Consider the following 22,303-nt stretch of genomic DNA (forward strand, 5'->3'; position numbering starts at 1 on the left):
CGCCGAGTCCCGAGGCACGAGAAGAACGGAAGGACCGAGCACGCAATGTCGACGCACGAAGGCCTGGACCGGCTGGACGGGCACGCCGCGCACAACGGCCCGGGCGGCGTACCGGACTCACCCGCGGCCCTTTCGGCGACCGAGCTGCTGGCGGCCTACGCCGACGGCTCCCTCTCCCCGGTCGAGGCCACCGACGCCGTCCTCGGCCGCATCGAGGAGCAGAACGGCGAGCTGAACGCCTTCTGCCAGGTCCACCCGGACGACGCGCGGGCGGCGGCGCGCGCCTCGGAGGAGCGGTGGCGGCGCGGCGAGCCCCAGGGGCGGCTCGACGGCGTGCCCGCCTCCATCAAGGACCTGATGTTCGTCCGCGGCTGGCCCACCCTGCGCGGATCGGCCACCACCGACCCCGACCAGCCGTGGGAGGAGGACTCGCCCGTCGTCGCCCGGCTGCGCGAGAACGGGGCGGTGTTCGTCGGCAAGACGACCACCCCCGAGATCGCCTGGAAGGGCGTCACCGACAGCCCGCTGACCGGCGTCACGCGCAACCCCTGGGACCCCTCCACCACCCCGGGCGGCTCCAGCGGCGGCGCGGCCGCAGCCGTTGCCACCGGGATGGCCCCCCTGGCCACCGGCACCGACGGCGGCGGGTCGGTGCGCATCCCGGCGAGCTTCACCGGGATCTTCGCGCTCAAGCCCACGTGGGGGCTGGTCCCGCACTGGCCGGCCAGCGCCTTCGGCAGCCTCGCCCACAGCGGGCCCATGACCCGGACCGTCGCCGACGCCGCCCTGATGCTCGACGTCATGGCCCGCCCCGACTTCCGCGACTGGGCGGCGCTGCCGTCGCCGCCCGAGGGCTCGTTCACCGCGGGGCTGGAGCGCCCGGTGAAGGGGCTGCGCATCGCCTACAGCCCCGCGCTGGGCGGCATCGAGGTGCACCCGGAGGTCGCCCGGCTCGTCGCCGAGGCGGTCACGGCGTTCGAGCAGCTGGGCGCGCACGTCGACCAGGTCGACCCGCCCTTGGGGGACTGCCTCGACGACTTCCACGTGCTGTGGTTCAGCGGCGCCGCCAAGGCCATGGAGCACCTCGACGGCCACCAGCGTCAGCTGCTCGACCCCGGCCTGCGCGAGATCATCGAAGAGGGGCTCACCTACTCCGCCAACGACTACCTCACCGCCATGGCCACCCGCATGGCCATGGGGGAGCGCATGGGCCGCTTCCACACCGACTACGACCTGCTGCTCACCCCCACCATGCCGCTGCCGGCGTTCGAGGCCGGGCGCGAGGTCCCGCCGGGGTCGAAGGCCCGCCGGTGGACCGACTGGGCCGGGTTCAGCTACCCGTTCAACATGACCCAGCAGCCGGCGGCCAGCGTGCCGTGCGGCTTCACCACCAGCGGGCTTCCGGTGGGGTTGCAGATCGTGGGGCCGCGCCACGCCGACGCCCTCGTCCTCGCCGCGAGCCGCGCCTTCGAGCAGGCCCGCCCGTGGGGCCACATCTGGCCCTGAGCCGTCGTGCGGCGCGGCGGCGCCGTACCCGGCCCCGCCGCCGTGACCTGCGGGGCGCACCGATTCCGGGCGCCCCGCGGCGCCCGCTGCGGGACCTTCGCCCCCGCGATGCGAGCCCTTCGGCGTACCTGCGGTCGCGCCAGGGGGCTAACGTCGTTCCCAGCAGACGGATGCGAGGGAGGGGCGCCCATGACGCCGGGCGAGGCACCGGACCCGATCAAGGTCTTCCTGGTGGACGACCACGAGGTGGTGCGGCGCGGTGTCGCCGCCCTCCTGGAGTGCGAAGACGACATGCGGATCGTCGGAGAGGCCGGGACCGCCGAGCAGGCCCTCGCCCGCATCCCGGTCGCCCGCCCCCACGTGGCCATCCTCGACGTCCGGCTCCCCGGGGGGTCGGGCGTCGGCGTGTGCCGCGAAGTCCGCTCGGCCAGCCCCGAGATCGCCTGCCTCATGCTCACTTCCTTCGCCGACGACGAGGCGCTCTACGACGCCGTCATGGCGGGCGCCGCCGGTTACGTCCTCAAGCAGATCCACGGCGCCGACCTGGTGGGCGCCGTGCGCACGGTGGCGGCCGGCGGGTCGCTGCTCGACCCCAGCAGCACCGGGCGGATGCTGGAGCGGCTGCGCGGCAACCCGCCCGCGCCCGACCCGCTCGCCGAGCTCAGCCCGCAGGAGCGCCAGATCCTCGACCTGATCGGCGAGGGGATGACCAACCGGCAGATCGGCGAGCGCCTCTACCTCGCCGAGAAGACCGTGAAGAACTACGTGTCGAGCCTGCTGTCCAAGCTCGACCTCAAGCGCCGGACCCAGGCGGCCATCCTCGTCGCCGAGCTGCGCACCAAGAACCGATGACGGTGTGACCACCGGACGCACGGATCCCGGCCGCCCGGGACCGCCCGGTCCCCTCAGATGTCCCTCCGCCGGTCGCCGGCCTCGCTGTGCCGTCCTCCGCGCGCCGGGGTGCTCCACAGGGGCTCGTTGACCTCCTGCGCGGCCGCAGGGGCGGCCTCGCGGCGCTCATGGGGATCGTCCGGCGGGCGGGGCCGGAGGTGGAGGCGGGGCAGCTGCTCGGTCGGGGGTTCGCTCGGCGGGATGGGCTGAATGGGCAGGGCGATGGTGTGAGGCTCCCCATTGGCCCCCGAAGCGCTGGAGGGGGCGATCGAGCCCATCGGCTCGGTGAGGGCCCCCGGGCCTCCGGGCGCTCCCAGGGCCCCGGGCGCCTCCAAGCGCTGGGGACCGGTGACCGCGTCGGCGTCCGTGCCCGGATCAGCGCCGGCGGCCGCGCTCGCGGCGGTGTTCGTGTCACCGTTCGTTCTGGCCGCGGGCACGGGCGGTCCGTTGTCCTTCGGCTGGGCGGCGGCCTCCGGAAGGGGGACGCTCCAGGTCACCGCGGTGCCGCCGGAGGGGCGCGGTGCGGCGCTGAACACGCCGCCCAGGGCCGCCGCCCGCTCGGCGAGGTTGCGCAGGCCGCTGCGCCGGCCGTGCTCGGGGATGCCGCGGCCGTTGTCCTCCACGAGCAGGGTCAGCCGCTCGCCTGCGTGCACCGAGATGTGCACCTCGGAGGCGCGGGCATGGCGGGCGACGTTGGACAGCGCCTCGCCCAGCACCGCGAGCAGCTGCTCGCCGATCTCGTCGGGCACCGACGCGTCGATCGGCCCCTCCAGCCCCACGCCCGGCTGGCAGCCCAGGGCGCGGGCCGCGCTCTCGGAGGCGCTGAGGATGCGCCCCCGCAGCGACGTGTCGGCGGGCGCCGGCGGCTGCTGGAGGGCGAACACGGTGGAGCGGATCTCCCGGATGGTCTCGTCGAGGTCGTCGATGGTGTGCTGGACGCGCTCGGCGGCCTGGGGGTCGGCGACCAGCCGCAGCGTGCTCATCAGGGTCATGGCCGAGGCGAACAGCCGCTGGATCACGACGTCGTGCAGGTCCTTGGCGATGCGGTCGCGGTCCTCCAGGACGACCAGGCGCTCGGCGTCGCGGCGGGCGTCGGCGAGCTCCAGCGCGACCGCGGCCTGGCCGGAGAACCCGTCGATCATCCGCTGGGTGGCGTCGGTGAACGGCGAACGGGCGCCCATCTTGCCGAGCAGCAGCACCCCGCGGGTGCGCCCGGGGGTGCCCAGGGGCACCAGCAGGCCCGGCCCGAACCCGCGGTGGGTCAGCATCGGGCAGTTGGCCTGGCGCAGGTCGGGGATGGTGGCGGCCTTGCCGTTGCGGTAGACCCAGCCGCACTTGGTGTCGCCCATGGTCACGGGGGTCTTCAGGATCTCGGCGGCCACCGGGCCGTCGGCGATCTCGGCGATGAGGTGGGTATCGGTCGGCTCGGGCAGCAGGACCACGGCGATGTCGGCGCCCGACATCTCGCGGGCCTGGCGCGCCAGGTAGCCCAGGACGTCGTCGGAGTCGTCGCCGGAGAGCAGCCGGGTGGTGATGTGGGTCGAGGCGGACAGCCACCGCTCGCGCAGCCGGGTCTCCTCGTACAGCCGGGCGTTCTCGATCGCCACGCCGGCGGCGGTGGCGAGCGCGGTGACGATGGCTTCGTCGTCCTCGTCGAACTCGCCGCCGTCGGTCTTCTCGGTCAGGTAGAGGTTGCCGAACACCTCGCCGCGCACCTGGATCGGGACGCCGAGGAAGCTGGTCATGGCGGGGTGGCCGTCGGGGAACCCGTGGAAGCCGGGGTGCCCGCGCAGGTCGCGGAGGCGCAGGGCGTGGCGTTCCTGGGTGGGCACGGCGAGGATGCCCTTGCCGTGCGGGAACATGGTGAGCTGCTCGGTCTCCTCGGGGGTCAGCCCCACGGGGATGAATTCGGCGAACCGGCCGTCCTCGGCCAGCACGCCGAGGCCCGCGTAGCGCGCGTCGACGAGGTGCGCGGCGGCCTGGGTGAGCCGGCGCAGGACGGTCGCCAGATCGAGGTCGCTGCCGATGGACAGGACCGCTTCGAGCAGGGAGTGGACACGGTCGCGGGTGGAGAGCGCGGTCTCCAGGCGGTTGTGCAGCTCGGAGATCAGCTCATCGAGGCGCATCTGAGGGAGCAGGAAGCGCTCCGGGGCTTCGGGCACGGATCGATACCTCCGGGTGCACACGTTATCCCGCTCGGCTACCGCTGTGGGGTCGTGTGTCCCGGAGAAGGGGGACGGGTGAGGAAAGTCCCTCGCGTGGGTCATGTGTTCTCCACAGCGCGCTGCGCAGGGGCTCCGTCCCGTGCCGGACCGAAATCCTCGTCAATTGTCTGAAATGTACGAAAAGGTCGAATTATCGACGGCCCCACTCTGAGCTGGGGTGTTGTGAACGGGATGATCCGCTCCACAAAGAAATCCGCCGGATCTCCATTGCCACAGCGGATGATCGTGCTACGGTCACGTCCTGTCGGGAGACCTTCCGCCCCCGGTTCTCCGGCTTGACCGCCGGCCGGGCAGGCGCCACCACCCTGCGTCTCCGACCCCAATCCACCGCCGCCGAAAGGGACGCACATGCCGCGCATGGGCCGCTCGCGACGCGCTTGGCGCGTCCCGGCGGTTGTGCGCATTCCGGGCGTCCCCAATGCGGCCGGGCGCCGCCTGCTGGCCGTTGCGGGGTTCGTCGCCGCGGCCTGGTTCCTGGGCGCGGCCCCGGCCGGTGCCGAGGAGCGCCCCGGCCCGGAGATCCCCGCCGCCGCGGCCGAGGCCGTGGCCGACGCGCCTGCGGCGTCCGATGCACCGGGCCCCGCGGCAGCGGAGCCCGCCGCCCGCCCCGCCGCATCAGCCGCCTCCGCGGCCGATGAGGCGGCCGAGGCCGCCGCCGAATCGGCGGGCACCGGCAGTGAGGGCCCCGCGGCCGCTCCGCCGCCCGCCACCGACCCCGCGCCGGAACCCGCGCGCCCCGAGCCCCGGCCCTCGGTCGCCCAGGTCGCCTCGTCCGTCGGCGCCGTCGGCGGCGAAGCCGTCCGGTCGGTCCCCGCGGTCACCGGCCAGGCGCGCGGTGCCGCCGCGGAGCCGCCCGCGCAGTCGGCGGCTCGGGCCCAGCAGGCCACCGAATCCTCCAGTGGTGTCGGCCGCGGGGCCGCGCACCATCTGAACGGCCCCGGCAACGGCGACGGCCCCGGCAACGGCAATGGTCGGTTCGGCCTCGGCGGCCTGCTGCCGGTGCCCGAGAACGCCCTTCAGCACGCCGCCCCGCTCGTGGAGCGCGCCGACACCGCACCCGTCGCTGGCCGCGCAGACGACGCATCCGCCTCCGCCGAACCGGAGCAGCGCGGCGCCTCCCCCCGCACCAGCACCCGGCCGCAGTCCTCTGCGCGCCCCGCGATCGACTCCGCGGCCTCCTTCGGCCGCGCCGGCCAGGCCGCACCAGAGCGTTCCGCCTCCACGGCGCAGGACGCCGCCGAGGCCCCCGCCGCCTCGCAGCTGGCGGTCGGCTCCGCTCCGCAGGCCCAGAGCGGCGGCGTCCCCGTGATGTTCGCCGGGTATCTGCCCGCGGCGTTCACCGCGGCGCCCGCCCCGGCTCTGCCCGCCTCCGTGCGCAACGCGCTCGCCGTCGTGCCGCAGAGCCCGGTCGACGAGCCGCACTTCTCGCCGGACTAGCACCGGCCCTCCGGGGGTCCCGCGTGTGCCATTGCGGCCGCGCCGAATCGAGCACCCCCGTCTCCCGGCGGTAGCAGCCCGGCCCCACCCAGCACATCGCTCCTGGGGGCTGACGTGAGTCCCGCGCCCTCGCATCGCGGGGTTCACGTCAGCCGGCGGTCTGCCAGACCCCCCGGTTGATCCCGGCCTCCGACACCCGCGCCCGCCACGCGCGGCTGCGGACGGCCGGGGAGCACGACCCATCACCACCGAACCCCCGCGTAGGTCGCTCTCGGCCAGGGCGCCCCGCGGACAGGCGGAGTGATCCGCCACCCCGAAGACACAGCCGAAATCGACACGAAGGATGTACTTCATGTTCCAGTTCGTTCGGACCACCACCAAGGCCGTTCTGGTGGCTGCGGGCACCGCGGGATTCGTCGCCCTCGGCGCCGGGATCGCCGGCGCCGACGCGCTCGGCGTCTCCGACACCCTCGCCCCGCAGGCGTCCGTTCCGACCGCGCAGGGCCTGCCGAACGTCGTCGGTGGCGTCCAGTCGCTGGTGCAGGGGGTCGACACCCCGGACCTGGGGACCACGCTGCCCGCTCCCGCGACGCGCAATGTGACCGCCCCCGGCGGCGACATCTCGGGTGTCTCGCCGTTCCTCCAGGAGCGGATCGACGGCACCCAGGGCGTCGTCGACGGCGCCCGGAGCGAGCTCGGCCTGAGCGACGTCGAGCACCAGACCGCGCAGGGTGAGCTCACCGGGCTGCTGCCCGAGGCGCCCGGTACCGGCGTCGTCCCGGTCACCGAGGGGCTGCCCGCGGTCCCCGACACCGCCACGCTGCCGCTCGCCAATGAGCTGCCCACCTCGTCGCTGGCCAACGCCCCCGAGGCCACCCGCATCGCGCTGCCGCGCCTGGCCGGTGAGGCCGAGGGCGCCGTCGACAAGGTGACCGGCGAGCTCACCACGGGCCTCGCCGACGGTGTCAGCGAGGGCGTCTCCTCCCACCTGGAGGAGCACCAGCCCGAGAACCGGATCACGGTCCACGGCCTCGACACCACCGAGCTGCCGGTCGTCGGCGACGCCCCGCAGGTGGACGAGGGCGTCGGCACCGTCGCCCAGGCGCTGCCCGCCGCTGAGACCGGCCTCACCGACGGTCTGAGCTCCATCGACGCCGAGGCCGCCGCCTCGGACGTCGTGCAGGGCGCTGTGGACAGCACGGGCGTCACCGGCGTCCGTGACCTGGCGAACGGGATCGGTACCCCCGCTCTCTGACGCCACTGAGCCGTGCGTCCCACCGGCATCCGCACGCGGTGGGACGCACGCCGGCCCCGAGCGGGCAGGCGACCCGTCCGATGAGCGCGGCGTCCCGGGAACTGTGGGGGTTCCCCGGACGCGGCCCGGATGCGTGTCCCCTGCTCGGGGCCACCTCCCACCCAGGGTGGGAGCAGAGAAAGGCCCCGGACCACGGGGAGAACGGTCCTCGACGCCGGGCGTCCTGGGAACTGTGGGGGTTTCCAGGACGCACACCCCGAGGATCCGCCCGCGGTCCGGGGCCGCTTTATGAGATGAAGAATGGCCGCCACCCCTGAGGGGTGGCGGCCATTCGCTTCGCCTTCATCGCCGGGGTTCACCCCGGCGCGGGATCACTCCGCGACGTGCGGGGAGCCCGGGGCACCGGCCTCGCCCGTGTCGTCGGCCTCGCCGGTCGCGCTCTCGGCCACCCAGTCCTCCCAGCCCCGCTGCCAGAAGCCCCAGCCGTTGTCGACCTCCAGCTCGCGGTCGGTGCCGGTGATGACGACCGGGTCGCCGGGCAGGCTGTTCTCGTAGAACCACGCCGAGTCCTCGACGCTCATGTTCACGCAGCCGTGGCTGGTGTTGGCCTCGCCCAGCTGATAGTTCCAGTCGGCGGTGTGCAGGAACTCGCCGGAGTTGGAGATCTGCACGGCGTGGGCGACGTACTCCTCGTACCACTCGGGGGAGTCCTTGGGGACGCCCATGGTGTCGTTGCTCATGCGGAAGTTCGTGAACTTGCCCATGGTCAGGTGCACGCCGCTGGTGGTGGTGTAGGCGCGGGTGGTGGCCATGCCCAGGCTGACCGGGAACTCCTTGACGGTCTCGCCGTCGGACTCGACCACCATCTGGTGCTCGTCCTCGTCGATGTCGGTGATCTGGGAGCGCCCGACCTCGAACTCGATCGAGGTGTCCTCGATGCCGTAGACGCCGTCGGAGGCCTCGACCCCCGCCAAGTGCAGGTCGACGGTGACCTTCTGGTCCGGCTCCCAGTACTCCTCGGTACGGAAGACCGCCTGCTTGTCGCCGAACCAGTTCCAGGCGCCCTGGGCCGGCTTCTCCGAGGTGACCTCCATGGCCGCCTCGACCTGCTCGCGGTTCTCCACCGGCATGTCGAAGTCGATGATGATCGGCATCCCGACGCCGACGGGGCCTTCGGTGAGCATCTGCTGCGCGGGGGTGTCGGCCTTGAACTCCAGCCGCTGGCCCTCGGTGGCCTCGAGGGTGGTGAACTCGCTGACCACCTCGGTGGCCTCGCCCGCGCCGTTCTCGGCGGTGGCGGTGACGACGACGTCGGCGCCCGGGACCAGGGTCCAGTCGCTGACCCACTCGTTCTCGTCGCCGTTGAGGGTCCCCGTCATCGGCAGGCTCTCACCGGACCCGCCGGCCTGTTCCACCGTGACGTCGGTGATCTTGCCGGATTCGGCGGTGACGGTGATCGGCTCGTTCGGGCGGATCTCGTCGGCGCCGTCCTCGGGGGTGATGGACAGCCTCGCCTCTTCGGTCGATCCGGCGTCCTCACCGGCGAGATCGCCCTCGCCGGTGGAGCAGGCCGACGCCGCGAGCACCGTGGCCACGGCCGCGGCGCACAGCACGGCCGGCCGGCGGGACCGGCGCAGAGGGGAGCGGGGTGTCACGTGGGACCTCCAGGTCGTCGGTTGAGGGGGCGCGGTCCCGGCTGTTCCGTCGATCGCGCCTCGCTCCGTGCGCGAGGGGCCGGTGCGGCGCGTGGGGTGGGCCCGGGGACAGGGGCGCTCGAACCATTCTGACGTGCGAAAGGGGGCAAAAGGTTCGGCGCATCTGAGGATTTTCTGAAAAAAGATGATCCTGAGACCTGAGCCGCCGATATCGCCTGCTCAGCCTGCGGGAACGCCCTCAAGGCGCGGCCGATCCGGCCGGAAGCGGCCGCGCCTTTCGCGGTCCGGGCCCGAGGTCAGTGGGCCCGGCCGGCGAAAGGCGCGGTCCGGGGGCGTGTTCCGCCGGCCTTACATGTCCTCGGTGCCTTCGCCGAGTCCGTTGACGCACGGGTTGGACGTGGCGTCGCGGCCCTCGATCCCCGTGCCGTCGGCCTCGGCGCCGTCGGTGCCGGATCCGGCCTCGGGAGAGGGTTGGGGGGAGGCCTCCGGCGACGGGCCGGCCGCGCCGGGCGACGCCGAGGGGTCGGCGCCCTCGGAGCCGGAGCCTTCCTCCGCTTCGCCGGTCTCCAGGATCCGGTCGTCGACGGGGCGGTCGGCGGCGATGGCGGCGAACAGCTCCGCGGCGTTCTCCTCGTCCCAGATGACGCGGTTGGGGTCCATCGGCGCCTGGAACCACGGCACGGTGTAGAAGGCGATGTCGGAGAGCTGGGCGTCGGCGAGCGTGGTGCCGATCGAGACCATCCGGCTGAGCTGGAGGTCCTCGTCGGTCGCGGTGTGCTCGGAGACGGCCTCCAGCAGGCCGGTCATCTTGGCCGGGCTGGTGAGGACGTCGCTGCTGGTGACCTGGTCGGCCAGCGCGCCGAGGAACATCTGCTGGCGGTCGATGCGGCCGATGTCGCCGCCGTCGCCGATCTCGTAGCGGGCGCGGACGAAGCCCAGGGCCTCCTCGCCGGTCAGGGTCTGGTCGCCGGCTTCGAGGTCGAGCCGGGCGCGTTCGTCCTGCATCGGCTCCGGGATGCACATGTCCACCCCGCCGATGGCGTCGACCATGTCGCGGAAGCCCACGAAGCTGAGGTGGGCGAAGTGGTCGATGCGGATGTCGGTGAGCGATTCGATGGTCTTGACGACGCAGGGCGGGCCGCCGTGGAACAGCGCGGAGTTGATCATCCCGTAGTAGCCGCCGGTGCCCTCGGTCTCGCCGTAGGGGTCGCAGTCGGGGAGCTGGACCAGGGAGTCGCGGGGGAAGTTGACCACGGTGACGCGGCTGTCGGGGGAGATGTGCGCGAGCATCAGCGAGTCGGAGCGCTCGCCGACGAAGTCGCGGCCCCCGTAGTCGGAGTTGCCGCCTTCGCGGCCGTCGGACCCGATGAAGAGGATGTTGACGTCGTCGCCGATCTTGGGCGGCCGCTCCGCCTCGTCGAGGGTGGCGCCGAGGTCGTGCCGGGTCATGTTGCCCCGCAGGGAGCGGTAGTAGGCGTAGGCGGTCCCGGTACCGGCGACGAGGGCGAGGGCGATGGCCGCGGCGGTCCACGCGGCGGTGCGCCGCCAGCGCCTGCGGCGGGGGGCCGGGGGTTGGGTATCCGGGGCCGCGGCGTTGGTGGCGGCGTCGGTGCCGGTGTTCTCGGTGCCGGACGGCTGGGCGCCGGGTTCGACGTGCTCGGACGTGGGCTCGGCGGCGTCTTCGGGCATAGGCGCATCTTCTCGGCGAGTAGGCGGGGAGCGGAGGGGACCCCGGATACCGGGCACCGGCGCTCTCACGCACGCGGGCGCCACAAGGCACGGGGGGAGTCGACGAGCAACGGGGTGGGGGAGGGCCGCCGTGGTGTAGAGAGATCCTACGAGATCCGGACAAGAAACGCGCGTGAGGGATGCCCGAATTCATGTTCGGTGACCGGAAGATCTCCCGGCCAATTGCGCACGGATTCCGCCTGAGGGGAATAAGGGGCAGGACGTATCGAGGCGCCCGGCCCGGTGCCGCCGGCGCGGGCGCGGCCGGGCGGCGGGCCCGGCGGCGGATGTGCGGGCCGGCGGCGCTGCGGACGCGGATCGTGGTCGGCGCGAGCTGGGTGACCGGCCCGCATCGGTCGGTGAAGGGGGCCGGTGCCGGCGTCCCGTGAACACCGGGGCGCTACGCCGGGGGAGCGCGCCGTTCACGGTGAGTGCACGCGGTGGCCACGGTGTTGAACGGGATCAGGCAAACGTCCGCGTGTGTCTCGCGCCGTGCGCCGAGCGGGCCGAACGGTCTCACGGCCTGTGGAAAAAATGGCCGCATCCGGCCACGCCGCCGGGTGAACGCGAAGATCGTGAAAGTTCCGGCGACGATTTCGCCTTGATGAAACGCGATGTAGGAGGCGCTGGGATCCGGCCCCGGAGGTCGCCGTCCGCGCCAGGCCGGCGGGTGGATATCGCGGCATGTCGCGCTTTTTCGTCCCGTACCGGGTCTGTTGCGACGGGTGCTCTTCACTTATGGTTTCGAATCGTTCACTGATGGTTCGGTGGGCAACGGCGGAGAAGGGGCCCACCAGGCCCGCGCTCCGCCGGAGGTCACACTTCGAGACTCGTCTCGACACTGCTGTCCCCCTTGTTCCAATCCCCCGCTCAAGGAGTCAGGCACGTGCGAAAATCCCCCTACATCAGAACCATGGGCGCGCTCCTTCTCGGTTCCGGCCTGGTCGTGACCGCGGCGACCACCGCGTCGGCCGAAGCCCCCGATGTCAGCTCCCCCGCGCAGCTCGCTGCCATGGAGCGCGACCTCGGCCTCACCACCGCCGAGGCCACCGAACTGCTCACGGCCCAGGACGAAGCCCTGGCCACCGAGGCCGAGCTCGCCGAAACCCTCGGCAGCGCCTTCGGCGGTGCGGTCTTCGACACCGAGACCAGTGAGCTCACCGTCTCGGTCACCGACGCCGCCGCGGCAGGCACCGTGGAGGCGGCCGGGGCCCAGGCCCGGGTCGTCGACCACGGCGAGGCCACGCTCGACTCCATCGTCGCCACCCTCGACGACAACGCCCCCGACTACGGCGAGGGCGTCCACGGCTGGTACGTCGACCTCGCCGACGACAGCGTCGTGGTCACCGTCGCCGAGGGCGCAACGGACGCCGCCGAGGAGCTCGTCGCCGAAGCCGGCGTCGACGCCTCCGCGGTGACGGTCGAGGAGAGCGCTCACGCGCCCGAGACCTTCGCCCAGATCATCGGCGGCAACGCCTACACCATCAACGGCACCAGCCGCTGCTCGATCGGCTTCGCCGTCAGCGGCGGGTTCGTGACCGCCGGCCACTGCGGATCGGTCGGGGCCTCGGTCTCGTCCTCCGACGGCCGCGGCTCGGTGCGCGGCTCGGTCTTCCCGGGCCGTGACATGGGCTGGGTGGGCAACGTCACCAACTGGACCTCCACCCCCTACGTGAACAACTACTCCGGCGGCAGGGTCACGGTCACCGGCTCCACCGAGGCCGCTACCGGCGCCTCCATCTGCCGCTCCGGCTCCACCACCGGCTGGCACTGCGGCAGCATCCAGTCCAAGAACGCCACCGTGACCTACCCGCAGGGCACCGTCAGCGGCCTCACCCGCACCAACGTGTGCGCCGAGCCCGGCGACTCCGGCGGCTCCTGGGTCAGCGGCAGCCAGGCGCAGGGCGTGACGTCCGGCGGCTCCGGCAACTGCTCCTCCGGCGGCACCACCTACTACCAGCCCGTCAACCCGATCCTCAGCCAGTGGGGCCTCACCCTCACCCGAGGCTGACCTCCCCGCCCTGAGCGGTCCCCCGGGGCTGTCCCCCGGCCTCGGGTCCGCACGACAAGGGCCCCTGCGGCCGCGCTCGCACGGCGCGGCCGCAGGGGCCTCCTGCTGTCGGTGCCGCGGCGGCGAGCGGCGAAAGGGAAGGGTGCCGGAACGGTGTCCCGGCCCCGCCCCCGGGCCGGCCTGGCGGTCCGCCGCGAAGGAGAGGCGCGGCAGTCCACCACCACGGGGCCTCCGGCGCCCCGGGCACGGGCCCGCTGCTCAGTCGTTCCAGAAGGCGCTGTCGACCTCGTCGCCGTCCTCGTCGGTGCCGGTCGCCCCCTCCTTGGCCTTCGCGGACTTCCCGCCGCTCTTGCCCGAGGCGCCGCTCTCCTGGGCGGCGCGCGTCTTGCGCCGCGCCCCGGCCCGCGCCCGGGAGGGCGCCGGCGACTCGGCCTCGGCCGCCGGAGCGGAGACCGCGGGTGCCTTCGGCTTCGGCGCCCCGCCCGCGTGGATGTTCAGCGCCTCGTCCTCGACGTCCAGCATCTTCTGCACCTGGGGCGGCAGCGCGGGCAGCCGCTCCCCGCGGAAGTGCGCCCCCAGGACCTCCAGGGCGTGGTCGCACAGCACGCGCCGCGCCGGCTCCGCCTTCGTCCCGCTCAGCTCTTGCAACTCCGGCAGCCCCGCCTCGCGGAGCAGCCGGATGAGGGCGCGCATGCGGTCGCGGGTGCGGCGGTCGGCGATCGCCACCGCCATCATCTCCGCCTCGGCCAGGGCCGGGCTCGGCCCGGCGCCCTGGAGGTCGCGTTCGGCGATGAAGAGGCCGGTGAGCTGCCGGGTGGAGTCGCGCGCGGCGACGCGCAGCTCACCCCGGCGCAGCTGCCGCGCCTGGAGCCAGGTGACCGTCACGCTGCTCACCAGGCTGATCGCCGCGCCGGTCAGGACGAGCAGGAAATCGTTCACGAGGGGACCTTTCGGAGGAAGCGGGGACCGCACGGGCCGTCCGCACGTGACCCGCGAGCATTGGCGAACCCGGGGCGGGTTGTCAAGCGCGGATCTCACACCCGGCGGTGTCGGCGCAGGTCACAGTGGGGGTAAAAGGCGGGCCCGGCGTAGGCGCCGGACCGGGACCCGCCGTCGCGCGCCGTCCACCCGGCGTTACGGTGGGCACGATGAATACCACACGGCCCGCGGCGATCGTCGCCGCTCGAGGCGAGGGGTTCGCCGCCTTCTGGCGCGAGCGCCGCGTCGCCACCCTCTCCACCGTCCGGCCCGACGGGACGCCGCACGTCGTCCCGGTGGGGGTCACCCTCGACGCCGACGCCGGAATCGCGCGGGTGATCACATCGGGGGGTTCGCGCAAGGCGCGGCTGGCGCGCGAGGGCGCCGAGGTCGCGGTGTGCCAGGTCGACGGCCGCCGCTGGTCCACCCTCCAGGGGCGCGCGGTGGTCCGCGACGACCCCGCGTCCGTCGCCGACGCCGAGCGCCGCTACACGGAGCGCTACAAGCCGCCCCGGGCCAACCCCGAGCGCGTCGTCATCGAGATCACCATCACCCGGGTCATGGGCACCGTCTGATCCGCGCCGGCCGGAGGCGGGCGGAAGGCCGCGGAGACCGGCCGAACGGTGGGCAGCGGAAGCCGGAGGGAAGAGGGAAGAAGGGGCGACGAGGCGACGAACGGCTCGTCCCGCGCGTCCCGCGTCGCTATCCTGCCCCCATGTCCGAAACCTCCCCCAGTGGCTGGCCCCGGCCGGGCGACCCCGGCGTCACCGTCTTCACCCCGTCCGCGGGGGCCGCCGCCTACCTGCGCTACCTGCTGCCCTGGGCCGCGGTGGTGGGGATGCTCTTCGTGGTGATCCTGCTGCTGGGCTCGATCCTGTTCGAGACCCTCGCCGAGGGGACCGGGACCGTCGCGGGCGTGGCATGCGGCCTGGTCGCCGCCGCGATCGCCACCCTCTCCCTGGGCGTCAAGGTGCGCCGGATGCTCACCGGGACGGTGGTGACGTCCTCCCCTGTGGGGGTGGAGCTGCGGGACTCCCAGGGCTTCGAGGTCCGGATGCGCTGGCCGGACGTCACCGCCGTGGGCACCGTACTGGACCGGCAGGGCCCGCGCACCGTCATGGGCCGCCCCGTGTTCGCAGGCCCCATCCGCGTCGAGCCCGCGGTGATCCGCTCCCACGGCCTCATCGGCTGGGGCGAGCGCGTGGTCCCGCCATCCGCCCCGGCCGCCCTGCGCCACACCCTCGCCTCCCAGCCCCGCGACCCCGCCACCGGCCTCGTCCCGGTGGCCGTCTCCTTCTCCGCCGCCGGCGAGCCCGACCTCACCAACCCCCTCCTCACCCAGGCCCAGCACTTCCGCCCGGACCTGTTCGCCTGACGGCCCACCCCACCGGTGGGGCGGGTCGAGGGCGCCCCTCAGCGGCTCATTGGGCTTCCCCCTTGGCCGCCGGACCGTCCAGCGGCAGCCGCAGGGTGAACACCGACCCCTCTCCCAAGGTGCTCTGCGCCTCTGCCGTGCCGCCGTGGAGTTCGGCCAGGTTGCGGACGATGGCCAGGCCGAGGCCGCTGCCCCCCGTTCGGCGGCTGCGGGACTTCTCCGCTCGCCAGAAGCGGCTGAACACGTTGGGCAGGTCCTCGGGGGCGATCCCCACGCCGGTGTCGGCGACTTCGATGACCGCGTGACCGGCCTCGGTACGCGCCCGGACGGTGACGGTGCCCGGTGCCGGGGTGTGGCGCAGGGCGTTGCCGACCAGGTTGCCGATCGCCTGGAGCAGCCGGGCGCGGTCGGCCACCAAGGGCACGTCCGCGGTGTCGGTCTCCAGCCGCAGCCCCGCCGACTCCGCCCGCAGCCGGTGGCTGGCGACGACCTGGTCGACCAGGTCGCGTACGTCCAGCGGCTCCGGTGTCAGCCGCAGCTTCCCGGCGTCGGCGAGCGCCAGTTCCTGGAGGTCGTCGATGATGCGCTGGAGCAGCAGCGTCTCCTCGATGAGCATCGCCATCCGATCCGGCTCCAGTTCGGCGACGCCGTCCTGGGCCGCCTCCAGCCAGCCGCGGACGTTGCTCAGCGGTGTGCGCAGCTCGTGCGAGACGTCGCTGACCATCGCCTTGCGCTGTTCCTCCAGCTGTTCCAGGTGCTCGGACATCTCGTTGAACGCCTTGGCCAGCCGGCCGACCTCGCCGGAGTCGCGCACGGCCACCCGTGCCGCCCTGTCGCCGTCGCGCATGCGCTGGACGGCCGCGGTGAGGGCGTGGACCGGCCGAACCAGCCGGGTCGAGAGCACGACGCTCACCCCTACGGTCAGCACCAGCACCAGCAGCACGACGGCGGAGACCTGGAACAGGCCCTCGCGCGACAGTGCGAGGCCGGGCTCCGCGGCGGCCTCGGGATCGTCGATGAACAGCAGGGCGGCCGGCGCCACGTAGGGGCCGAGCTGGTCGCGCCGGGCCGAGTCGACGCAGGAGGCGATGCGCGGATCGGTCTCGGGCGGGACCGGCGCCGGAGCGGCCGTGGTGGGTTCGGGGGCCGGCTCCTGCTCGGCGGGCTCCTGGAGCCCGGGGTCGGCGGGGGCCGGCAGCTGGGGCGCGGGAGCCGGCTGCGGCACCTCCGAGGGGGGCGGGCTGGGCTCCGGCTCCTGCGGGTCGGGGGACGGTTCGGGCACGGGGCCCGAGGTCGGGTAGCCCTCGTCCGGCGCGCCGTCGCCCGGGGCCGACGCCTCGTCCGCCGCAGGTCCGGCGGCCGAGTCATAGCCCGAATCCACCACGCCGCCTCCCGTGAAGGCGTCGATCCGGTAGACGGCCGACAACCCATGGGGTTCCAGGCAGTCGGCGATCAGCTCGTTGACCTCCGCCAGCGCCTCCCGTTCGCTCCCGGTGGGCGTGCCGAGCGCGTCCAGTCCGCACGCGGACCACGACACGCGGTCGGAGCCGCCGTCCGGCACGTCGACGATCGGGCGCCCGCTCGTCGCGGTGTCCACCTCCGCCGCGATCGCGTACTCCGCCGCCAGGCAGTCCGCCCCCGACTCCGCGATGTCCGCGAGCCGGGACCGGTCGGCTTCGTCCAAGGCGAAGGGCCCGACCGCCCGCGGGTCGATCCGGTCGGCGGCGTCGGCGGCGAAGGTGACGTCCACCGCCAAGGGGTCCACGACGGAGGACGTCCGCGGCGGCAGGGGCGGCGCGGCCTCGGACCCGCCCGCGGCGGAGTCGGCGATGGGCCGCCGGTTCTCGGTGGCCAGCGCGATGCGGCGGTCGGTCTCCTCGGCCAGCTCGTCGACGGTGGCCTGCACGCCGTCCCAGCCGGTATGGGTGGCCGCGTAGCCCATGAGGGCGTCGTGGATACGGGTGTCGACGGCCAGGGTCTCGCCCTGCTCCACGTTGAGCGATTCCGACGTGCCCTGCACGGCCACCCACGCCGTCGCCGTGATCGAGCAGACGGCGACCAGGATCGACCCGGCGAGCATGCGCGCGAGCAGGCTGTGCCGCAGCGCCCCCCGGCCGCCCGGCGTCCCGGAGCGGTCCGTAGCGCTCGCCCCTCGCCTACTCCGGGCGCGTGCCATCGGCGGATCCGTTCAGCTTGTAGCCCACCCCGTAGACGGTGATCAGCCGGACCGGGGAGCGGGGATCGGGCTCGACCTTCTTGCGCAGGTTCTTCACATGCACGTCGATCGTGCGCTCGGTGATGAAGCGGTCGATCCCGTGGATCCGTTCCAGGAGCTGCGCCCGGGTGAAGACCTGCCCCGGCCGTTGCGCGAACGCCGTGAGCAGGTCGAACTCGGCGGGCGTGCACTCGACCGGTGCGCCGTCGAGGTGGACGGTGTGCCGGGCCGGGTCGACCGTCAACGGTCCCGCGCGCAGCACCGGATCGGGGTCCCGGGCGGTCCGCCGGGAACGGCGCAGCAGCGTGCGCACGCGCGCCATCAGCTCCCGCGGGCTGTAGGGCTTGGTCATGTAGTCGTCGGCGCCCAGGTCGAGGCCGGCGAGCAGGTCGTCCTCGGTGGAGCGGGCGGTGAGCATCAGGACCGCCACATCGGACTCCGCGCGCAGGGCCCGGCAGGCGTCCAGCCCGTCCATGCCCGGCATCATCACGTCGAGCACCACGAGATCGGGGAAGGTGCGCCGGTGTTCGGTGATCGCGGCGCGGCCGTCGTGCACGACCACCACGCTGTGCCCCTCGTGCTCCAGGTAGCGGCGGATCAGCTCGGCCTGGTTCACGTCGTCCTCCGCGACCAGCACATGGGCGCACATCCGGGTCTGCCTCTCTTCCGATCGCGGTCCGGCCGGCCACGCCGCCGGAGTCCCCCGGGGCGGGCTCGATCGTACGCGGCGCGCGGCACGCACCGCCGCCCGGGAAAGGGCGGGGGCCGGGACCCACACAAAACCCACACAACGGGCACACAGGTCCTTCATATCCATCGGCCACTCTTCGTGATCATCCGGTGGGGGCGCCCCGCCGGGACGCCCTGCCCCTCCAGGGGCGGCCGTCGCCGCGGTCAGCGGAGCCGGCCGCCGAACCGACGCCGGATGGAAGACCCATGCACCGATCGACGCCCGCCGGCCCCCGCCGGGCCCCGCAGAGAGCGCTGCTGCCGCTGTCCGCCTTCGCCTTCCTCGCCGTCCTCACCGCCTGCTCGCCGGAAGCCGCCGGCGGCCAGGCGCAGGAACCGGAGGAGGCGGTCTCGGGGGCGGCGGGGCCGGAAGCGGGCGCGGAGGCGGCCGGTGCCGAGATCGCCACGGTCACCGGCGGGGACATCGACGTCTTCGCCGAGCCCGGCGGCGAGGTGATCGAGACGCTGGAGAGCCCGAACAGCTTCGGCGTCGACCGCACCTTCCTGGTCGAGCGCACCAAGGGCGAGTGGCTGGAGGTGCTCCTGCCCGTCAGGCCCAACGGCAGCACCGGCTGGGTGCGCAGCGACGAGGTGGAGCTGTCGACCACTCTCTGGGGTCTCCGGATCGACTTGGGGGAGTTCACCTTCGCCGTCAACAACGGAGAGGAGGAGGTACGCAGTGGCGTGATCGGCACCGGGGAGAGCGAGACGCCCACCCCGCCCGGCCGCTACTACTTCACCGAACTGCTCCGGCCCCCGGACCCCGACGGCGTCTACGGCGCCTACGCCTTCGGACTGAGCGGGTTCTCCGAGACGCTGGAGACCTTCGCCGGCGGCCCGGGCCAGCTCGCGGTGCACGGCACCGACGATGAAGGCGCGCTGGGCCGCGAAGTCAGCCACGGCTGCATCCGCGTCGCCAACGACGACATCACGTGGATGGCGGAGAACCTGCCGATCGGCACGCCGGTCGAGATCGACGCCTGACCGCCGGGCCCCGGCCACGGCCCTCTACCACCGGCACCTTCCACGTCCTGCGGGACACCGATCCATCGAAAGGACCACCATGCGTTTGAAGTCCGCCCTGCTCGCCACCGGAATCGCCGCCGCCGCGCTGTTCGGCGCGGCCCCCGTGCTCGCCGACGCCGCCGCGCCCGAGCCGCCGGCCGCGCCGGAGGAGCAGGCCCCGGCCCCCGCGCCGGAGCCGAGCCGCGGCCCCTCTCCGGAGCCGACCACGGCGCCCTCGCAGGAACCTCCCGCCGAGGATGCCCCGCAGCCTCCCGCCGAGGACACCCCGCCGGCTGAGGCCGCGCCCGCCGAGCCGGTCGAGCGGGACCCCGACTACACGGGCTGAGCGCCCGCACAGGTGCGCCGCCGCGGGCCGCGGTGTTCTCACGGGGCCGCGGGCTCCGCGAACACCGCGGCCGGTGCGCACCGTCGCGCCCGCCGGACGGTGACGAACGGGGCGGTGCGCCTGTTCCGCGGCGTACGCGCGGGCGCGGCCGGGATACCCGGCGGCGCCCGTTCAGCTGTCGGGGAACACCGCCGCGCGGAACAGCCGCCGCGCGGCCCGCAGGACCGGCTGACCGCGGACCGGCGTGGCGTTGGCGAGCACCGCGACGCCCGCCCCCGCGGTCGGGCTGAACCCCGCGAACGCGGTGAACCCGCCGGTGGCGCCGGTGTGCCAGTAAAGGGTGTGGCCGCGGGTGGCCCGCTGGTTCCAGGCCAGGCCGATGGTGGTGCCCTTCGCGCCGGCCTTCCCGCCGAGCGGGTGGTAGGAGCGGCGGACGGCGGCCACCGCCTCCGGCAAGGCCCCGCCGATGGCGGCCGGGTCGAGGTGGGCGCGCAGGTACAGCAGCATGTCGGCGGGGGTGCAGCGCACGGCGCCGGCCCCCGCGAGGGCGTCGAAGTGCCACGGCCCCACCGGGCGCCCGCGCCGGTGGCCGACCGCCTCGCTCCGCCCCGGGCCGCCCTGCGGCCCGGGATCGGGCGCGCCCCCGGCGGCCCCGGCGCCGGGCGGTGCCCCACCGTCGCTGTCGCGCATGCCCAGCGGCGCAAGGACGCGGTCGGCGAGCAGCGCCGGGTAGCCGGTGCCGGCGGAGTCGGCGAGGACCTGGCCGAGCAGGCCCGTGCCGAAGGTCGAGTAGCGCGGCACAGGCGGATCGGACCTCTTCAGCCGCGCCCGCCCGGTGGCGCGGTAAAGGTCGTCGCGGGAGTAGCGCGCATAGGGATCGGAGAGCCAGCGGGCGGCGGCGCGCGGGAACAGGTTCCGCGGCAGCCTCGGCAGCCCGCTGGTGTGCGTGGCGAGGTCGGTCAGCGTGGCCGGCGGGCCGCTGCGGCGCGGTGCCGCGCCGGGCGGCAGGTACGCATCGAGCGGGTCCGCCGGCGCGACGTCGCCCTGCGCGGCCATCACGGCCAGCAGCAGGGCGGTGAACGTCTTGGACAGCGAGCCGACCTCGAACACGGTCCGCCCGTCGGCCGGCGGGCCGTCGTCTCCTCCGCAGCGGCCGATCGCCAGCACCGCTTCGTCGTCGCCGCGGATCAGGGCGGCGCCGACGGCGGGCGCGACCCCCTCGGTGACGAGGGGGCGCGCGTGCACGTCGATCAGGTCCGACAGGCGATCGGCCGCGGGCGGAGTGGTCACACGGCCTCCGCGGGCACGAGCACCGGCCGGAGCGCGCGCGACACGGTCATCGTGGCGGCGATGACCGCCACCAGGGTCGGGTGGTGGTGGTTGATGAACGCGCGCTCGACGTCCTCGGACGGCCGGGTCACGCCATTGGGCACCATGCCGTTGTCCAGCTGGGCCTCGGCGAGGTGCTCCCAGACCTCCGGGAAGAAGATCGGGGTGCGCAGGCAGACGCCCACCAGCAGGAACTCGGCCAGGAGGTCCCAGAACCGGGTCTCGTCGAAGACGTCCACCCATACCGGCAGCCACCGGTGCAGGTAGTCCTCGAGCTCCTGCGGCAGGCTCTCCGGGTCGGCGCCCCAGTCGGTCAGGTGGAAGACCGTGTGGGTGACCCCGTAGGCGTTGTTGGCGTCGAGCATCCACGGCTCGGGCATGCCGCCCAGCCAGGTCTGGCGGGTGATGTCCGCGACGTCCTCGTGCACCGGCAGCCCCGCCCGCTGCGCCGCGGCGACGACCGCCAGGCGCCGGTTGGGCACGTGCTCGGGCACCTGCCAGGACCGGAGCCCGCTCAGGTGGTGCAGGAGCCGCTCCAGCGGCAGGTGGCGGTAGTCGGCGTCGACGAACGGCGAGTAGATCTCCAGCGGGTGGGTAGCCGCGGGGGTGTGCTGCTGTAGCCGGTACAGCAGGTCGCCCTCGCGGAATTCCCGCCAGGTGAAATCGAACATGGTGTCGGCGATCTCGGAGGTGCGCGGCCCCGAGACCCGCTCGCGCCGGATGAGGCCCAGCGCGAGGGACAGCTCGCTCAGCGACTTGAGCGCGTTGCCGTCGATCTCGTGGTCGGGCGTGTCGCGGTCGAGCGCGAACAGGGAGCGCACACTGCCCAGCCAGTCGAGCGCGGCGTCGCTGACCTTGTGGGCCAGCCGGATCGTGCGCGTGTCCATCAGGACTCCCTCTGCATCATGTGGCGGGCGATGGCGAGTTCCAGGCGGGTCCTGGGTTCGTCCAGGGCGAGCAGGTCGAGCTGCTCGATCGCCGGTGCGAGCAGCGGCTCGGGCAGCTGCGCGCAGTCCATCGCGAGCCACCGGGCGAGCCGGGCGGCGGTGAGGTGGTCGCGGCGCAGCATCGACCGGGTGAGCCCCCGGACGAGGTCGGTGCGCCGGCTCAGGGCCGCGTCGCGTGCGGCGCCGTCGAGCCCGGGCAGGGCCAGCGACGACAGCCGGGCGAGAGTGAGGGCCCACGGCGCCCACGGCTCGGCCGTGCCGAGCGAGGGCAGGACCGAGGCGGGGTCGCCGTCGATGGCGGCGAGGCCGTCCCAGGAAGACGCGTCGATGCCGAAGCGGGCCAGCACGCGGCTGAGGGCCCAGTCGCGCGCCGCCCACACGGGGTCGGCGACCGCGGCGGGCGCCGGCGCGGGGAAGACCCGCACCGACGCCTGCACTACGGCGACATCATCGTCGTCGGGAACCCGGCCGGACAGCAGAAAAGGAGCCAGGACGTCCGCGCCGGTGACACGGACCGCCCCTTGGCCGCTGCCGTTGTCGTCGATTTCGGCGACACGTCGCGCCAGCGGAAGGGCGCAGCCGGTTTCTCCCACGGCTCGGGCCAAGTCGGCCGCCAGAATTTCGGTGGCCGTTTCGACCCTGGTCGGTGGCGATGAGGTCAGCATTGATGA

Annotated in this window: 17 protein-coding genes and 1 pseudogene; 9 read left to right on the top strand and 9 right to left on the bottom strand. The window is 73.9% G+C overall.

Annotation, left to right across the window (positions count from 1 at the left end; translation table 11 throughout):
* The first annotated feature begins 45 nt into the window (after window positions 1-45).
* Entirely contained in the window at window positions 46-1,506 is a 1,461-nt protein-coding gene (locus ACFOVU_RS18955) for an amidase (protein WP_378535482.1), read from the top strand.
* Window positions 1,507-1,695: 189 nt separating this feature from the next.
* Window positions 1,696-2,358 carry a response regulator gene (locus ACFOVU_RS18960; protein WP_378535484.1) on the top strand — a complete coding sequence of 221 codons (663 nt, stop codon included), beginning with the start codon at window positions 1,696-1,698 and terminating at the stop codon, window positions 2,356-2,358.
* Between the two features lie 494 nt (window positions 2,359-2,852).
* Here ACFOVU_RS18960 and ACFOVU_RS18965 read toward each other — a convergent pair.
* Window positions 2,853-4,559, bottom strand: a pseudogene (locus tag ACFOVU_RS18965) (sensor histidine kinase); the annotation flags it as partial.
* 459 nt (window positions 4,560-5,018) lie between these two features.
* On the opposite strand from ACFOVU_RS18965, the gene ACFOVU_RS18970 reads away from it, so the two are divergent.
* Together ACFOVU_RS18970 and ACFOVU_RS18975 are read left to right on the top strand one after the other, a co-directional pair.
* The gene (locus ACFOVU_RS18970; RefSeq protein WP_378535486.1) at window positions 5,019-6,059 is read left to right on the top strand and encodes a hypothetical protein; all 1,041 of its coding nucleotides are present in this window, start codon (window positions 5,019-5,021) and stop codon (window positions 6,057-6,059) included.
* Between the two features lie 352 nt (window positions 6,060-6,411).
* On the top strand, window positions 6,412-7,314 hold the full coding sequence (locus tag ACFOVU_RS18975; RefSeq protein WP_378535488.1) for a hypothetical protein: 903 nt from the start codon (window positions 6,412-6,414) through the stop codon (window positions 7,312-7,314).
* Window positions 7,315-7,685: 371 nt separating this feature from the next.
* Here the strand turns inward: ACFOVU_RS18975 and ACFOVU_RS18980 are convergent, their stop codons facing one another.
* The gene (locus ACFOVU_RS18980; protein WP_378535490.1) at window positions 7,686-8,969 is read right to left on the bottom strand and encodes a L,D-transpeptidase; all 1,284 of its coding nucleotides are present in this window, start codon (window positions 8,967-8,969) and stop codon (window positions 7,686-7,688) included.
* 348 nt (window positions 8,970-9,317) lie between these two features.
* Window positions 9,318-10,658: an LCP family protein gene (locus ACFOVU_RS18985; protein WP_378535492.1), complete on the bottom strand. Its 1,341-nt coding sequence runs from the start codon at window positions 10,656-10,658 to the stop codon at window positions 9,318-9,320.
* A gap of 925 nt (window positions 10,659-11,583) precedes the next feature.
* Between ACFOVU_RS18985 and ACFOVU_RS18990 the strand changes: the two genes are divergently transcribed.
* Window positions 11,584-12,708: a S1 family peptidase gene (locus tag ACFOVU_RS18990; protein ID WP_378535494.1), complete on the top strand. Its 1,125-nt coding sequence runs from the start codon at window positions 11,584-11,586 to the stop codon at window positions 12,706-12,708.
* Window positions 12,709-12,966: 258 nt separating this feature from the next.
* Here the strand turns inward: ACFOVU_RS18990 and ACFOVU_RS18995 are convergent, their stop codons facing one another.
* Window positions 12,967-13,647 (bottom strand): hypothetical protein, encoded by a 681-nt coding sequence (locus ACFOVU_RS18995; RefSeq protein WP_378535496.1) that lies wholly within the window; start codon window positions 13,645-13,647, stop codon window positions 12,967-12,969.
* Window positions 13,648-13,856: 209 nt separating this feature from the next.
* On the opposite strand from ACFOVU_RS18995, the gene ACFOVU_RS19000 reads away from it, so the two are divergent.
* Both ACFOVU_RS19000 and ACFOVU_RS19005 read left to right on the top strand, forming a co-directional pair.
* On the top strand, window positions 13,857-14,261 hold the full coding sequence (locus tag ACFOVU_RS19000) for a pyridoxamine 5'-phosphate oxidase family protein (RefSeq protein WP_378535498.1): 405 nt from the start codon (window positions 13,857-13,859) through the stop codon (window positions 14,259-14,261).
* Between the two features lie 140 nt (window positions 14,262-14,401).
* Window positions 14,402-15,061: a hypothetical protein gene (locus ACFOVU_RS19005; RefSeq protein ID WP_378535500.1), complete on the top strand. Its 660-nt coding sequence runs from the start codon at window positions 14,402-14,404 to the stop codon at window positions 15,059-15,061.
* 46 nt (window positions 15,062-15,107) lie between these two features.
* On the opposite strand, the gene ACFOVU_RS19010 is transcribed toward ACFOVU_RS19005, so the two are convergent.
* Window positions 15,108-17,237, bottom strand: a complete 2,130-nt coding sequence (locus ACFOVU_RS19010) for a sensor histidine kinase (RefSeq protein ID WP_378535502.1) — start codon at window positions 17,235-17,237, stop codon at window positions 15,108-15,110.
* Window positions 17,218-17,925: a response regulator transcription factor gene (locus tag ACFOVU_RS19015; protein WP_378535504.1), complete on the bottom strand. Its 708-nt coding sequence runs from the start codon at window positions 17,923-17,925 to the stop codon at window positions 17,218-17,220. Before ACFOVU_RS19015 ends, ACFOVU_RS19010 begins: the two co-directional genes overlap by 20 nt.
* A 287-nt stretch (window positions 17,926-18,212) precedes the next feature.
* Here ACFOVU_RS19015 and ACFOVU_RS19020 point away from each other — a divergent pair, with 287 nt between their 5' ends.
* Window positions 18,213-18,989, top strand: coding sequence for a L,D-transpeptidase (locus ACFOVU_RS19020; protein ID WP_378535505.1), 777 nt, complete (start codon window positions 18,213-18,215; stop codon window positions 18,987-18,989).
* A gap of 79 nt (window positions 18,990-19,068) precedes the next feature.
* Entirely contained in the window at window positions 19,069-19,356 is a 288-nt protein-coding gene (locus ACFOVU_RS19025; protein WP_378535507.1) for a hypothetical protein, read from the top strand.
* A 171-nt stretch (window positions 19,357-19,527) separates the two neighbouring features.
* On the opposite strand, the gene ACFOVU_RS19030 is transcribed toward ACFOVU_RS19025, so the two are convergent.
* Genes ACFOVU_RS19030 through ACFOVU_RS19040 form a run of 3 tightly spaced genes read right to left on the bottom strand, consistent with a single transcriptional unit; the run spans window position 19,528 to window position 22,297 of the window.
* Window positions 19,528-20,646, bottom strand: a complete 1,119-nt coding sequence (locus tag ACFOVU_RS19030) for a serine hydrolase domain-containing protein (RefSeq protein WP_378535509.1) — start codon at window positions 20,644-20,646, stop codon at window positions 19,528-19,530.
* Complete coding sequence (locus ACFOVU_RS19035; protein ID WP_378535511.1) at window positions 20,643-21,572, bottom strand: DUF6895 family protein; 930 nt, start codon at window positions 21,570-21,572, stop codon at window positions 20,643-20,645. The genes ACFOVU_RS19030 and ACFOVU_RS19035 overlap by 4 nt, the downstream gene beginning before the upstream one ends.
* Window positions 21,572-22,297 carry a hypothetical protein gene (locus tag ACFOVU_RS19040; RefSeq protein WP_378535513.1) on the bottom strand — a complete coding sequence of 242 codons (726 nt, stop codon included), beginning with the start codon at window positions 22,295-22,297 and terminating at the stop codon, window positions 21,572-21,574. Before ACFOVU_RS19040 ends, ACFOVU_RS19035 begins: the two co-directional genes overlap by 1 nt.
* Between the last annotated feature and the right edge of the window lie 6 nt (window positions 22,298-22,303).

It is taken from the genome of Nocardiopsis sediminis (assembly GCF_042650565.1).
In the GTDB taxonomy this organism is placed as follows: domain Bacteria; phylum Actinomycetota; class Actinomycetes; order Streptosporangiales; family Streptosporangiaceae; genus Nocardiopsis_B; species Nocardiopsis_B sediminis.

What these genes read in the sequence shown, in the direction of transcription:
- ACFOVU_RS18955 (WP_378535482.1), top strand. Translation starts at nt 46, where the DNA reads ATGTCGACGCACGAAGGCCTGGACCGGCTGGACGGGCACGCCGCGCAC.
- ACFOVU_RS19015 (WP_378535504.1), bottom strand. Translation starts at nt 17,925, where the DNA reads ATGTGCGCCCATGTGCTGGTCGCGGAGGACGACGTGAACCAGGCCGAG.
- ACFOVU_RS18960 (WP_378535484.1), top strand. Translation starts at nt 1,696, where the DNA reads ATGACGCCGGGCGAGGCACCGGACCCGATCAAGGTCTTCCTGGTGGAC.
- ACFOVU_RS19035 (WP_378535511.1), bottom strand. Translation starts at nt 21,572, where the DNA reads ATGGACACGCGCACGATCCGGCTGGCCCACAAGGTCAGCGACGCCGCG.
- ACFOVU_RS19010 (WP_378535502.1), bottom strand. Translation starts at nt 17,237, where the DNA reads ATGGCACGCGCCCGGAGTAGGCGAGGGGCGAGCGCTACGGACCGCTCC.
- ACFOVU_RS18975 (WP_378535488.1), top strand. Translation starts at nt 6,412, where the DNA reads ATGTTCCAGTTCGTTCGGACCACCACCAAGGCCGTTCTGGTGGCTGCG.
- ACFOVU_RS19040 (WP_378535513.1), bottom strand. Translation starts at nt 22,297, where the DNA reads ATGCTGACCTCATCGCCACCGACCAGGGTCGAAACGGCCACCGAAATT.
- ACFOVU_RS18985 (WP_378535492.1), bottom strand. Translation starts at nt 10,658, where the DNA reads ATGCCCGAAGACGCCGCCGAGCCCACGTCCGAGCACGTCGAACCCGGC.
- ACFOVU_RS19025 (WP_378535507.1), top strand. Translation starts at nt 19,069, where the DNA reads ATGCGTTTGAAGTCCGCCCTGCTCGCCACCGGAATCGCCGCCGCCGCG.
- ACFOVU_RS19000 (WP_378535498.1), top strand. Translation starts at nt 13,857, where the DNA reads ATGAATACCACACGGCCCGCGGCGATCGTCGCCGCTCGAGGCGAGGGG.
- ACFOVU_RS19020 (WP_378535505.1), top strand. Translation starts at nt 18,213, where the DNA reads ATGCACCGATCGACGCCCGCCGGCCCCCGCCGGGCCCCGCAGAGAGCG.
- ACFOVU_RS19005 (WP_378535500.1), top strand. Translation starts at nt 14,402, where the DNA reads ATGTCCGAAACCTCCCCCAGTGGCTGGCCCCGGCCGGGCGACCCCGGC.